Origin of the sequence: Actinoplanes sp. NPDC051475 (genome assembly GCF_040689425.1) — a bacterium.
Classification (GTDB): domain Bacteria; phylum Actinomycetota; class Actinomycetes; order Mycobacteriales; family Micromonosporaceae; genus Actinoplanes.
Genome location: NZ_JBFAZZ010000035.1, coordinates 16,606 through 28,238 on the forward strand (window position 1 = coordinate 16,606; position 11,633 = coordinate 28,238).

Annotated in this window: 13 protein-coding genes; 6 read left to right on the top strand and 7 right to left on the bottom strand. The window is 74.2% G+C overall.

What is annotated here, in order from left to right:
- Nucleotide 1 precedes the first annotated feature (1 nt).
- From AB0368_RS37765 to AB0368_RS37780, 4 genes are read right to left on the bottom strand one after another with little or no spacing between them, the layout of a single operon-like run.
- Nucleotides 2-850 carry an ABC transporter permease gene (locus tag AB0368_RS37765; protein ID WP_366158859.1) on the bottom strand — a complete coding sequence of 283 codons (849 nt, stop codon included), beginning with the start codon at nucleotides 848-850 and terminating at the stop codon, nucleotides 2-4.
- Complete coding sequence (locus AB0368_RS37770) at nucleotides 847-1,818, bottom strand: ABC transporter ATP-binding protein (RefSeq protein WP_366158860.1); 972 nt, start codon at nucleotides 1,816-1,818, stop codon at nucleotides 847-849. The genes AB0368_RS37765 and AB0368_RS37770 overlap by 4 nt, the downstream gene beginning before the upstream one ends.
- The gene (locus tag AB0368_RS37775; RefSeq protein WP_366158861.1) at nucleotides 1,815-2,894 is read right to left on the bottom strand and encodes a hypothetical protein; all 1,080 of its coding nucleotides are present in this window, start codon (nucleotides 2,892-2,894) and stop codon (nucleotides 1,815-1,817) included. The genes AB0368_RS37770 and AB0368_RS37775 overlap by 4 nt, the downstream gene beginning before the upstream one ends.
- A complete protein-coding gene (locus tag AB0368_RS37780; protein WP_366158862.1) occupies nucleotides 2,878-3,477 on the bottom strand; it encodes a sigma-70 family RNA polymerase sigma factor in 600 nt (199 codons plus the stop codon). Before AB0368_RS37780 ends, AB0368_RS37775 begins: the two co-directional genes overlap by 17 nt.
- 73 nt (nucleotides 3,478-3,550) lie before the next feature.
- Between AB0368_RS37780 and AB0368_RS37785 the strand changes: the two genes are divergently transcribed.
- Nucleotides 3,551-4,495, top strand: coding sequence for an ATP-binding protein (locus tag AB0368_RS37785; protein WP_366158863.1), 945 nt, complete (start codon nucleotides 3,551-3,553; stop codon nucleotides 4,493-4,495).
- 112 nt (nucleotides 4,496-4,607) lie between these two features.
- On the opposite strand, the gene AB0368_RS37790 is transcribed toward AB0368_RS37785, so the two are convergent.
- On the bottom strand, nucleotides 4,608-5,720 hold the full coding sequence (locus AB0368_RS37790; RefSeq protein ID WP_366158864.1) for a sensor domain-containing diguanylate cyclase: 1,113 nt from the start codon (nucleotides 5,718-5,720) through the stop codon (nucleotides 4,608-4,610).
- A gap of 107 nt (nucleotides 5,721-5,827) precedes the next feature.
- On the opposite strand from AB0368_RS37790, the gene AB0368_RS37795 reads away from it, so the two are divergent.
- The 3 genes from AB0368_RS37795 to AB0368_RS37805 all read left to right on the top strand — a co-directional run bounded on the left by AB0368_RS37795 (nucleotide 5,828) and on the right by AB0368_RS37805 (nucleotide 7,099).
- On the top strand, nucleotides 5,828-6,586 hold the full coding sequence (locus AB0368_RS37795; RefSeq protein WP_366158865.1) for an alpha/beta hydrolase: 759 nt from the start codon (nucleotides 5,828-5,830) through the stop codon (nucleotides 6,584-6,586).
- 8 nt (nucleotides 6,587-6,594) lie between these two features.
- Nucleotides 6,595-6,873 (top strand): hypothetical protein, encoded by a 279-nt coding sequence (locus tag AB0368_RS37800; protein ID WP_366158866.1) that lies wholly within the window; start codon nucleotides 6,595-6,597, stop codon nucleotides 6,871-6,873.
- A 70-nt stretch (nucleotides 6,874-6,943) separates the two neighbouring features.
- Nucleotides 6,944-7,099, top strand: a complete 156-nt coding sequence (locus AB0368_RS37805; RefSeq protein WP_366158867.1) for a hypothetical protein — start codon at nucleotides 6,944-6,946, stop codon at nucleotides 7,097-7,099.
- Nucleotides 7,100-7,519: 420 nt separating this feature from the next.
- Here the strand turns inward: AB0368_RS37805 and AB0368_RS37810 are convergent, their stop codons facing one another.
- Both AB0368_RS37810 and AB0368_RS37815 read right to left on the bottom strand, forming a co-directional pair.
- On the bottom strand, nucleotides 7,520-7,786 hold the full coding sequence (locus AB0368_RS37810; protein WP_366158868.1) for a hypothetical protein: 267 nt from the start codon (nucleotides 7,784-7,786) through the stop codon (nucleotides 7,520-7,522).
- Between the two features lie 57 nt (nucleotides 7,787-7,843).
- Nucleotides 7,844-9,229 (bottom strand): PLP-dependent aminotransferase family protein, encoded by a 1,386-nt coding sequence (locus tag AB0368_RS37815; RefSeq protein WP_366158869.1) that lies wholly within the window; start codon nucleotides 9,227-9,229, stop codon nucleotides 7,844-7,846.
- A gap of 49 nt (nucleotides 9,230-9,278) precedes the next feature.
- On the opposite strand from AB0368_RS37815, the gene AB0368_RS37820 reads away from it, so the two are divergent.
- Together AB0368_RS37820 and AB0368_RS37825 are read left to right on the top strand one after the other, a co-directional pair.
- On the top strand, nucleotides 9,279-10,211 hold the full coding sequence (locus tag AB0368_RS37820) for a DMT family transporter (protein ID WP_366158870.1): 933 nt from the start codon (nucleotides 9,279-9,281) through the stop codon (nucleotides 10,209-10,211).
- 13 nt (nucleotides 10,212-10,224) lie between these two features.
- On the top strand, nucleotides 10,225-11,532 hold the full coding sequence (locus tag AB0368_RS37825) for a hypothetical protein (protein WP_366158871.1): 1,308 nt from the start codon (nucleotides 10,225-10,227) through the stop codon (nucleotides 11,530-11,532).
- Nucleotides 11,533-11,633 lie beyond the last annotated feature (101 nt).

Here is an 11,633-nt window from a genome sequence, read left to right on the forward strand (position 1 = left end):
CTCACAGGTCGCGGCGAGCGAAGGCGATGGCGGTGAGACCCAGCACGAGCGCGATCCACACGGCGGTCCAGGCCAGGTAGGCGGTCGTGAGCGGCGCCATGCTGAGGAACGGGGACTCCTCAACTCCCGTGCCGACCTGCAGCAGCAGGGCCGGATCCTGGAATGCGTTCATCGCCCCGCGCCACAGCCCGTCGGTCGGGAGCAGCATCCGCGACACCGTGCCGACCTCGGCCACGCTCTCGTTGCCGAGGGCCTCGCCGATCAGGCCCACCACGCCCGCGATCCAGGTGGCGCCGAAGAGGCCCACCGCCACGATGCCCGACGCCATCGGGGAGATCGCGGTGGACAGCAGCAGCCCGAGGGTGAGCAGCACGGTCGTCTGGGCCGCGAGCATGGCCAGCCCGGTCACCGGGTGCGGCGGCCAGTACCCGATGGTGAGCCGGACGATGACGAACTGGGCGAGCCCGGCCACGGTCACGAACCCGCTGCCGAAGACGACGAGCCCCAGCCACTTGCCGAGCAGGACCGCGCCGCGGCGGATCGGCCGGGCCAGGACCGCCAGCGCGATCCCCGACTCGATCTCGCCGGCCACCGTGGGCCCGGCGAGGAAGGCGGTGCCGAGCGCGGCGATCAGGCTGAGGCCGAACATGACCAGGTTGAGCACGATGGAGCCGGCCATCCGCCCCTCGCCGGAGGTGAAGCCGCCGAACTCCGCGTCGAGCCGGGAGAAGCCCCAGGCGCTGAGCGCGAGCAGCAGGATCGTCAGGACGGCGAGCGAGCGCAGCACCCGCCGGCGGGCGGCCTCGTGCAGAGTGAGGGCGGCCACGGTGAGGACGGTGCGGGCGGTCATCGGTGCTCCTCGTCGGAACCGGTGCGGAGGATGTCCAGGAGCCGTTCCTCGAGGCTGACCCGCGCGGGCTCGACCGCGTGGATGCGAACGCCCAGGCCGACCAGGTCGGCCACGAGGTCGGGCACGATGCCGGGTCCGGGATCGGCGGGCAGGTCGACCGTGTACGCGCTCCCGCTGCGGGTGAGCCGTCCCGTGGCGGCCAGCCGCGCCTCCGCCCGGTCGTCCACCCCGTCCAGCCGCAGCCGCAGCTCCCGCCCGCCGAGCAGCTCGGCGAGGGTGCCGGAGGCGGCGACCCGGCCCTTGTCGAGGATGACGACCCGGTCGCAGACGCGCTCCACCTCGCCGATCAGGTGCGAGTTCAGCAGGACGGCGACGTCGCGCTCCCGCAGCGCGAGCAGCAGGTCCCGGACGTCGGCCCGGCCGAGCGGGTCGAGGGCGCTCGTCGGCTCGTCGAGGACCACGAACTCCGGGCGGGCCACCAGCGCGACGGCCAGCCCGAGGCGCTGCTGCATGCCCTTGGAGAAGCCGCCCACCCGGTCTCCGGCGCGGTCGGCCAGGCCGACGCTCCCCAGGCATTCGCGCTGCTCCGGTACGGGCACCGCGCCGCCGGAGAGCCGTACGTGCAGGGCCAGCACCTCGGCGGCGGTGAGCCAGGGCTGGTACCGGAACAGCTCCGGCAGGTAGCCGACGCGTGCCCGCGCCCGCGGGTCCGTGGCCGGACGGCCCAGCAGCAGCACCTCGCCGGCGTCCGGCCGGACCAGGCCGAGCAGGATCTTGATGACCGTGGTCTTGCCCGCGCCGTTGGGCCCGAGCAGGCCGAGCACCTCGCCGCGGGCGACGCTGAACGACACGCCGTCGACCGCGGTCCGCCGCCGGTACCGTTTGCGCAGCCCCGAGCACCACACCGCCGGGGCCGGGGCCAGGTCGGCGAGCAGCTGCTCCGCCGCCTGGAGGCCGGGGCCGCTCACCGCAGTCCCCGGGCGACGGCCAGCACCTCGTCGGTGCTCAGCGAGCCGCCCACCGCGGTGATGACGCCGTCGTCGACCCAGACCACGCCGGCCATCAGGCCGTCCCGGGAGGCGAGCACGGTCGCCGGCGTCCCGTTGACGTCGGCCGCGGAGGCCATCACTTCCTCGGCCGACGTGAACAGCGGCAGCGTGGTCCCGTCGGCGGAGAACGTCCGCAGCTGGGACGCGACGGACCGGGGCAGGATCGGCAGCGACAGCAGGTAGTCGCGGGCGGTCTCGAACGGCACGCCCGAGGAGAACGCCTTGGGGGCGATCACCCGGCCCAGCACCATGGCGGGCACCGGGCGTCCGTCCTGCCAGACCGCGGCGATACCCGGTCCGGCGGTGAGCCGGAACCGGCTGCCGTCCAGGCCCGGCGGCGGGGGCGGCAGAGTCTCGCCGGCCGCCGCGGCAGTCTCGGCGGCCTTCTCGGCGGAGTAGGTGAAGACCGCGCTCGCCCGGCCACCGACGCGGTACTGCGGTTGCCCCGTCACCCCGCGGGGCAGATCGGTCACCTTCGGGAGGGTCAGCCCGGCGGCCTTCTGCGCGGCGGCGGCGTCTGCCACCGCCCGTACCGTCACCTTCTCGGTGATCTCGACCTTCCCGAAGTCGGTCAGGTCCGGGAGCTTGACCAGGTCGGCCTCGGGGGCGACGACCGGGGTGATCCGTTCGGCGCGGAAGATCGGCAGCCAGTCGGCGGCGGCCGCGGCGCCGGCGCCGGCAAGGAGAGCGGCGACGCCTACCACGGCGACCACCGGGCTGCGCAGGGCCGTGTGCCACCGCCGGGCCGGGCCGGGCGTACGCTCGCGCCGGTCTCCCTCGGCCACGACCGCCTGGGACAGCCGCGCCCAGCCCGCATCCACGTCGGGCGCCACGTCGGTGCCCAGTGCCGCGCCGGTCAGCGCCGCGTCGGCCTGCGCGGCGGCGAGCCCGACCAGGCACGACGGGCAGCCCGCCACATGGTCGCGGTCGGCCTGCGCGACTCCGGCCGGTTCGTCCACGAGCCGGCGCAGTGTGCCGTCAGTCGGATGACGCATGACGGTTCAACTCCTTGCGTAGAGCGGACTCGGCGCGCCGCACGGTGGTGCCCACGCTGCCGGGGGAAAGGCCGAGGGCGGCCGCGACCTCCGCGTAGCTGAGGCCGCTGTGCCGCAGGAGGAGCGCGACCGCCTGCCTGCGGGGCAGCCGGGCCAGCGCCGCCCGCACCCGGCGGCGCTCGTCGAGCGTCACGACCGCGTCCGCGGTGTCCGCGGCGACCGCATCCCGCTCCCGGACGTACTCCTCACGGGCGGCGCGCCGGCGGCCGGACCGCAGGTGGTTGAGCGCGGTGTGCGCCGCGGCGACGGACAGCCAGCCCATCGCCTCCCCCGCCGGCACCGCGGAACGCCCGAAGGTCAGGAACACCTCCTGGGCCACGTCCTCGGCCTCGTCGCGGGAGCCGAGCACCCGGGCGGCGACCCCGACGACCCGCGGGTAGGCGTACCGGAAGACCGTCTCGAGATCGGCGCGGACGCCCCCTCGGTGCGGGAGAGTCGTCACGGCACCGCCGCCCTTCCGTTCTGCCCGCCCGGCCGGCCGGTCATGGTCGTCCGCGGCCAGGACGGCCACATGTTCCTCCATACCCTCCAGAGCACCGCCGCCGCAGCGGATGTGACACCCGTCCGCGATGATGGCTGGACGAACGGTTGTGACCATGGGCAGCCGGCTGACAGGCTTTGGGCAACAAGCCGCCGCGCCGTGCGGTGGAGACGGCGGTCTGACCGATGGCAGGGTGGCGGTGAATCACCACAGCTCGGAAGGTCCACCCGATCGTGCGGGGTGGCAGATTCCCGCGGTGCGCGTTCCGCACCTGTTCGATCGTTACGATCCGGAGCAGGGCGACGGGGTCAGTGTCACTCTGGACGCGGACTCCTCGATCGTGATCCTGGCGGTGCACGGGTCGTGGGGCGTGCCGCTGCGCCGCGATACCCATGTCGCGATCCGCAAGTGTCTGAGCGAGCACCCCGGCGCTCTCATCATCGACCTGCAGGATGTGCAGGATCCGTACGCCACGAGCGTGTCGCTGTGGTTCACCGTCCGGCGGGCGGGTGCCGGGATGGATCCGCCGGTCGAGGTGGCGGTGTGCGCACCGGCGGAAACCGCAATCGTGGACCGGCTGCGGCGTCTGGGTTCGGCACGGTTCTTGCCGGTGTATCCGAGCGTCGCCCAAGCGTGCGCCGCGGTGACCGAGCGGCGACCGCTGACGGAGCTGATCAAGATGCGCCTTTCCGCCGATCCGTGGTCGGCGGCCCGGGTCCGGGCACGGGTCACCGAGGCGTGTGCGGCCTGGGACTTTTCCGAGCTCGCCGACCGGGCCCGGCTGGTCGTCTCGGAGCTGGTGGCCAATGCCGTGCAGCACGCCGCGCCGCCGATCACGGTGTTCGTCTCGCGTCGCGGCGACGGCTTGCACCTGGCCGTCCGCGATGGCGATCCCCGCCTGCCGCACCGCATTGACGTTCCCTCGGCCAGGTCGGGATCCTTGCCGTCGCGCGGACTCGGGCTGGCCGCGGTGCACGCGGCCGCGTCGGTGTGGGGTGCGATGCCCACTACCGGCGGCAAGGCCGTGTGGGCGACGATCCGCCCCTCGGCCCGGCGGTGAGAAGGACCGTCAGCGGCCCTTACGACCACCGGGGTCGAGGCGAACGCGGGGGGCGGGCACGGTGAGCGCGCAGGTCAGGGCGATGCTCGTGGGTATCAGACGCACACGTTGATCAACTCGTCGGCGGGGTGGAAGGTTGCGCCCACCGCGGCCGGCGCCCGCCCGCGGACCGGGGCGCCGGCGGGCCGGACCGGCGCTTCTGGCGATACATGGCGTGGTCGGCGCGGGCGGTCAGGACCTCGATGTCGTCGCCGGTCTCGCCGATCGCCCAGCCGGCGCTGGCGCCGACCCGGTGCAGGCCGGTGGCGCCCCGGACCGGTTCGGCGATGGCCGCGCGCAGCCGCTCCGCGGTGTCGCCGATCGTGGCGGCCAGGCCGGCGCCGGTGACCACGGCCACGAACTCGTCGCCGCCGGTCCTCGCGATGACCTCGTGCCCGGGCAGCCGATGACGCAGGCGTCCGGCGATCACCCGGAGCACCTCGTCGCCCGCCTCGTGCCCGGCCGCGTCGTTGATCTTCTTGAAGCCGTCCAGGTCGACGACGAGCACCGCGACCTGCCGGCCGGGCTGCCGCTCGATCGCGTCCGCGCGGGTCTTCAGCAGGGTGCGGTTGGCCAGCCCGGTGAGGCAGTCGTGGGTGGCGGCGTAGTGCGCCTCGGCGCGGCTGCGTTCCAGCTCCGAGTGCAGCCGGGCGTGCTGAATCGCGATCGCTGCGTGCTCGGCGAAGAGGGCGAGGATCTCGAGCTGCTCGGCACCGGGCTTGCGCAACCCCTCGGGCAGGTCGACGCTCAGCACCCCGACCCACTCCCCCGACGGCGCCATGAGCGGCGCGAAGAGGCAGTCCATCGGGTGCCACATCGCCGGGTCGTCGGTCACCTCGATGTCCGGCACCCAGGTGTAGAGGTCCTCCGGCACACCGGTCCGGTGGTCGACGAAGTAGAGGTTCCCCCACCGCTCGGACCGGCGGAACAGCTCCGCCCAGGTCGCCGCCGAGCCGCGGTAGCCGAGCAGCTCCCGGCGCAGCTCGTCGCTGCCCGCCACGGCCACCGCGGTGTAGTCGCCGTTGGACTCGGCCAGGTTGACGCAGGCCAGCCCGAACCCGGCGGCCTCGACGACACCGCAGGCCACGGCGTCGAGGGTCCGGGTCAGATCGAGGCTGGCGTGCACGCGCTTGGTCACGGCGTGCAGGGCCCGCAGCGCCTGCAACTGGGTGTCGGCACCTGCCATCCAGCGGCCTCCCTCGACCGGCATCCTGATCGACCGACCGTAGACCATCCACTCACGAGTCGTGGACCCCGTCGCGGCCGCGGCGGCGGACGTAGCAGGATCACGACATGACACTCACTCACGATGTGGCCGGTGACGGATCCGCCGTCGTCCTCGTGCACTCCACCGCCTGCGACCGGAGGATGTGGGACCCCCAGATCCCCGCCCTCAGCGACGCCGGCCACCTCGTCGTGCGCTGCGACCTGCGCGGCTACGGCGAGACGCCGGTGCCCGACCGGCCGTACGACAGCGCACGCGACGTCCTCGACCTGCTGGATCTGCTGGCGGTCGAGAAGGCCGCGCTGGTCGGCGCCTCCGGTGGCGGGCGGGTCGCCCTGGAGCTCGCCGCCCGCTGGCCGCATCGGGTGAGCGCGCTGGCCCTGCTCTGCACCGCGCTGGCCGGCCACGAGCCGAGCGACGAGCTTCGCGCCTTCGGCGACCGCGAGGACGCGCTGCTCGAGGCCGGCGACATCGACGGCGCCACCGACCTCAACGTGACGACGTGGCTGGGCCCGTACGCGGACGACGCCACCCGCGCGAAGGTCCGCGAGATGCAACGGCACGCCTTCGAGGTCCAGCTCGCGGCTGCCGACGAATACCCGCCGATCCGCGTCGCGGCCGATCCGGCCCGGATCAACGCACCCAGCCTGGTGGTCGCCGGCGCCCACGACCTGAGCGACTTCCGTACCATCGCGACCCACCTGGCGAGCACGATCCCCGAGGCGCGGCTCGTGGAGCTGGAGTGGGCGGGCCACCTCCCCAGCCTCGAACGCCCGGACGTGGTGAACGCGCTGCTGGTCGACTTCCTCGGGTCCGCACTGGAATGATTTCAGGCATGACCGATTCCGAACTGTCGGACCTTCGCGCACGCGCCGCCCAGGGAGACCCGGACGCCGTGGGCGCGCTGGTCGAACTGGCCGGCGAACGTGGCGACATGGCGGAACTGCGTCGCCTCGCGGAGGGCGGCAGCAGCGACGCTCTGGCCGAGCTGGTCCAGCTGGCCGGCGAGCGGGGCGACACGGAGGAGTTGCGGCGACTCGCCGCCGCGGGCAGCAGCGACGCGGCCGACGTGCTGACCGAGCTCGCCGACGAGGGCGAAGAAGAACGCGATTAGGGGCAACCGATAGGACCAGTCCCTGACGATGTTCGACAGCGCCGGAAGGTCCTTCATGCGACGTGCCCCAATGGCAGTTCTGACCGCCGCGCTCGCGTGCGCCGCGCCGACCGCCCTGCCGAGCGCTGCGGTCGCCGCCGCCCGGCCGACCGTGGTGATCAGTGGCAAGCTCGCCGGCCACTCGGGCGCGGTGCTGCTCGCAGTGGGCCGCAACAGCGCTTCCTGACGGCAGCGGACTGCCGAACCTGCCGAACGACCGGCCGAGCACCTGGTCGGCCGGCGTGCAGCCGCGGGTCACCACCGCGCAGATCCACCCCGGCGACGCGTTCACCGTCAACTTCCAGCTGACCAGCGGCGAGGTCGTCACCGTGCCGACGAGCCTGTCCGCGTACTTCGTCACGACGCCGGCCGTCACGCACTATTCGACGAGCGCGGCCAGCGGTGACGTGACCTATCCGATCACCGACGCCAGCCCCATGACCGGCAACCTCGAGGCGCCGGACGGCCGCCTGAGCCTGACGTTCTGGCGCCCGCAGCGGATGGCGATCCCGGGGACCGGCGAGTCCGGCCTCATCGACATGGGCAAGCTGCACTGGGGCGTCGAGATCGGCGTCGATGGCCGGAACATGGAGTTCGGCTTCGGCGGCTACTTCTCGGACTTCTCCGCCTCGCTGACGGACGAGTTCCAGGCCGGCGGAAAGGACGACACGCTGTCCCTCTTCCCGCTGCACGACGCCGAGGCCGACGCCGCACCGGACGCCGCCCGGACCCTGTCGTTCACGTCGACCTCGCCGGCTGCCTCCAGCGTGCCGGAGTCGACCCCACCGGCATCGACGTGCGGGTGCGCCTTGCCGGTGCCACCGAGGGCCGGGCCGGCGGCGCCGACCGCGCGTCCCAGGAGCTCACGGTCCACCTGCCGTAGTCCGGAGGGCCAGTGGTCAGGAATCCTGACCACTGGCCTTCTTGTGAATCACGCCTGCCGGAGGGCCGCGCCGATGCGCCGGACGGCTTCCTGGAGGCGGTCCGGCGGGTGCGCCGCGTACCCGATCACCAGTCCCGGCGGTCCGGGAGCCTGGCGGTGCCAGGACAGCGGCTGGACCCGGACGCCCGCCGCGGCGATGTGTCCGGCCAGGACGGTGTCGTCGAGGTCGCCCGGCAGGGTGATCAGCACGTGCAGGCCGGCCGCCACCCCCTCGACACAGGCGGCCGGGACGTGCTCGTGCAGGGCGGTCACCAGGGCGTCCCGGTGGCGGCGCTGGCGGCGGCGGACCGTACGCAGGTGGCGGTCGTGGTCGCCGGTGGCCAGGAGCCGGGCCAGGATGAGCTGCGGCAGGGCCGGGTTGCCCAGATCGCTGGCGTGCTTGGCGGTGACCAGGTCGGCGTGCAGGTGGCGCGGGGCGATCAGCCAGCCGAGCCGCATGCCGGGCGCCAGGGATTTCGAGACGCTGCCGCAGTAGGCGATGCGTTCCGGTGCCGAGGCCTGCATGGCGGCGACCGGGGCGCGGTCGTAGCGGTGCTCGGCGTCGTAGTCGTCCTCGATGATGAGCCCCGGCCAGTCGAGCAGCGCGAGGCGGCGGCGGGGGCTCAGCACGACGCCGGTCGGGAACTGGTGCGCCGGGGTCAGCAGGACCGCTTCCAGGTCCGTCGCGGTCAGTTCCGGCACGCGCAGGCCGTGGGCGTCCACGGGTACGGGCACCGCACGCACCCCCCAGTGGCGCAGCTCGTCCTGGGAGCCTCGGGAGCCGGGGTCCTCCACGCCCCAGGCGTCGACGCCGCGGGCCCGGGACGTCTGGCAGAGCAGGGCGAGCGCCTGGGCGACGCCGTTGACGACGATGATGTCGTCGGCGCCCGCCCGGACACCGCGGGTGCGGGCCAGCCAGGTCGCGAGCTCGGCCCGGAGGCGGGGGGTGCCGCGCGGGTCGCCGTACCCGAGATCGGCGCTGGTCACCTCGGCCAGGACCGTCCGCTCGGCGCGCAACCAGGCAGCGCGCGGGAAGGCCGAGAGGTCGGGGACGCCGGGTGACAGGTCGAGCTCGATGTCCGGTGACGGGCGTTGCGGCAGGCGCAGGCCGCCGGGCTCCTGGCGGGCGGGTCCGCCGCGGGGCCGCGGCGCGCGGGCGGTGACCCGGGTGCCGGCGCCGGTACGCCCGCTGAGCAGACCCTCGTCGGTGAGCCGCTGGTACGCCTCGACGACGACGCCCCGCGACACGCCCAGCTCACCGGCGAGAACCCGGGTGGCGGGCAACCGGGCGCCGGCCGGCAGGCGCCCGGCGACGACCGCGGCGCGCAGTCCGTCCGCGAGCCATGCCGTGCGGCCCCGGTCCGGCGGCGCACCCAGGAAGTCGATTTGGTCCACCCGTCTGGCTCGGTATTGGTTCTTCCAGGGGACCATACCGCTGACGAGCATGGTGGGCGTGTCCCGTCTTGTCTCGCTCGTCACCGGTTCCGTCGCCATGATCTGCGTCGGCGGCAGTGTCGCGGTCTCCGCCCTGCTCGCCGGCGCTCCGCTGTTCACCACGCAGTCGCTGCGGTACGCCGTCGCCTGCCTGCTGCTGGTCGCCTTCGCGCGGATCCGCCGGATTCCGCTGGTCCGGCCCCGCGGCCGGGAGTGGGCGTGGCTCGCCGGGATCGCCGCCACCGGGCTGGTCCTCTTCAACGTCGCGCTGGTGGAGGGCGTCCGGCACGCCGAGCCCGCCGTACTGGGCGTGGCGGTGGCGTCCGTGCCGATCCTGCTCGCGATCGCCGGGCCGCTGCTCGACGGACGGACCCCCAGCCGTACCGTGCCGGCCGCGGCGGTCGTCGTCACCGCGGGCGCCGCGCTGGTGCAGGGCCTCGGGCGTACGGACGGCGCCGGGGTCGCGTGGGCCGCGGTGGCGTTCGCGTGCGAGGCGGCGTTCACGCTGCTCGCCGTACCGGTGCTCGGCCGCCACGGCCCGGCGGGCGTGTCCGTGCACACCACCTGGCTGGCCGCCGCGATGCTCGCCGTGCTCGGCGTGCTGCACGAGGGCCCGGGCGCGGCCGCCACCCTGCGGCCCACCGAGCTGATCGCCGGCGGATACCTCGCGGTCATGGTCACCGCGGTGGCGTTCGTCCTCTGGTACGGCAGCGTGGCCCGTCTCGGCGCCGGGACCGCCGGCCTGCTCACCGGCATCGCGCCGATCGCGGCGGCGCTGACCGGCGTGGCGCTGGGCGGCCCGGCACCCCGGCCGCTGGTCTGGGCCGGCATCGCGACGGTGGCGGCCGGCCTCGCGCTGGGCCTGCGGACCCGTCCGGCCACCGTTCCCGCGGCCGCCCCGGCGGATATAGTTACGACGGTCGATATCTTCCAGCGAGGGTGAAGGCAGGTACCCCGTGCGCCTGTGCACAGTGATCGCCGTCTGCGCCACGGTCCTCGGGGTTCCGCAGGCGGCCACCGCCGCCCCCGCCCCGGACTGCTACGACCGCACCGCCGCCGTCACCTACGAGGAGAGCCGGATCGAGACCCCCGCGCTGCCGGGCGGCTCGCGGGTGCCCTATGCGCTGGTCGAGGCGGGCGGCTTCGACCCGTACGTGGCGCGGCTGAAGCGGGACCTGTGCCGGGCGCGTTCGCTGCCCGCGGCGAAGCGGCTGCTCCAGCGGCACGGCGCGCGGTTGTGGGAGACCGCCGTCGCCCGCGCGCAGGGCCGGGTGCGGATGGGCACGATCGACCGGTACGACGACCGTCCGCTCTACTGGTCACGCCTGATGGGCACCCGCGACATCCGGCAGTGGGTCCCCCGGTTCCCCCTCGGCGAGGAGGACCGCGCCGGGCTGCTGCGGGTCTACGAGTACGCGTCCCGCGGCGTCGCGTCCACGAGGTTCGGGCGCGGGGCAGCGCGGGTGCTGGTGAGCGGCTTCGACCCGTACCAGCTCAACGGGGAGATCCGCCGCTCCAACCCGTCCGGGGCGGCCGCGTTGCAGCTCGACGGGCTGACCTACCGGGACGGCGGGCACACCGTACGCGTGCAGGCGGTGGCCCTGCCGGTGACCTGGAGCGGCTTCGACGCCGGCATCGTGGAGGACGCGTTCGGGCCGCACCTCACCGCCCTCGCCCGGGAGCGCGCCGACCTGATCATGACCATCAGCCAGGGCAACCGCGGCGTGATGAACATCGAGCAGTGGGCGGGCGCGTGGCGCGGCGGCTCGGCGGACAACAACAACGAGGGCGAGGCCGAGCTCGTTCCGCCGGCGCCGCGCTGGCCCCAGCCGTCGCCGACGCCGGAGTTCATCGAGACCACGCTGCCCTATCAGGCGATGGTCGACGCCGGCACCGGCCCGTGGCCCACCGCGCTGAACCCGCGCCTCTGCGAGTGGCCCGCGGGCACCCGGCCGGCCGGACCGGTGCAGTGCCGCACCGACGGCCCCTCCCCCGGCGGCCAGGCCCAGTCGGGCGGCGGCGGCAACTACCTGTCGAACGAGAGCATGTACCGGTCCAACCGGCTGCGGCTGGCGCTCGGCGCCGCCGACGTCCCGGGCGGCCACCTGCACATCTCGGCCCTGGTCTACCCCGCCGACCCGCTGGTCGTGATCGACGACGCCTTCGCGGCCGACCGGGCGGCGACCGTCGACCAGACGGTCGCCCTGGTGCAGGCCGCAGAAAAGGCCGCCCCTCGTATTCGAGGGGCGGCCTTCGCGCGTTGAAAGAGCTCAGCCGAGCAGCGTCGGGATCTTCTCGAACAGCTGCGTCGTGTACGTGATCATCTCGTGCAGCATCCAGTTACCCGAGAACAGGATCGCCGCAC

Bases quoted from the DNA above. Each gene is read 5' to 3' on its own strand.
- AB0368_RS37765 (WP_366158859.1), bottom strand. From the start codon at position 850: ATGACCGCCCGCACCGTCCTCACCGTGGCCGCCCTCACTCTGCACGAG.
- AB0368_RS37775 (WP_366158861.1), bottom strand. From the start codon at position 2,894: ATGCGTCATCCGACTGACGGCACACTGCGCCGGCTCGTGGACGAACCG.
- AB0368_RS37780 (WP_366158862.1), bottom strand. From the start codon at position 3,477: ATGGAGGAACATGTGGCCGTCCTGGCCGCGGACGACCATGACCGGCCG.
- AB0368_RS37785 (WP_366158863.1), top strand. From the start codon at position 3,551: ATGGGCAGCCGGCTGACAGGCTTTGGGCAACAAGCCGCCGCGCCGTGC.
- AB0368_RS37790 (WP_366158864.1), bottom strand. From the start codon at position 5,720: ATGGCAGGTGCCGACACCCAGTTGCAGGCGCTGCGGGCCCTGCACGCC.
- AB0368_RS37795 (WP_366158865.1), top strand. From the start codon at position 5,828: ATGACACTCACTCACGATGTGGCCGGTGACGGATCCGCCGTCGTCCTC.
- AB0368_RS37800 (WP_366158866.1), top strand. From the start codon at position 6,595: ATGACCGATTCCGAACTGTCGGACCTTCGCGCACGCGCCGCCCAGGGA.
- AB0368_RS37805 (WP_366158867.1), top strand. From the start codon at position 6,944: ATGGCAGTTCTGACCGCCGCGCTCGCGTGCGCCGCGCCGACCGCCCTG.
- AB0368_RS37820 (WP_366158870.1), top strand. From the start codon at position 9,279: ATGGTGGGCGTGTCCCGTCTTGTCTCGCTCGTCACCGGTTCCGTCGCC.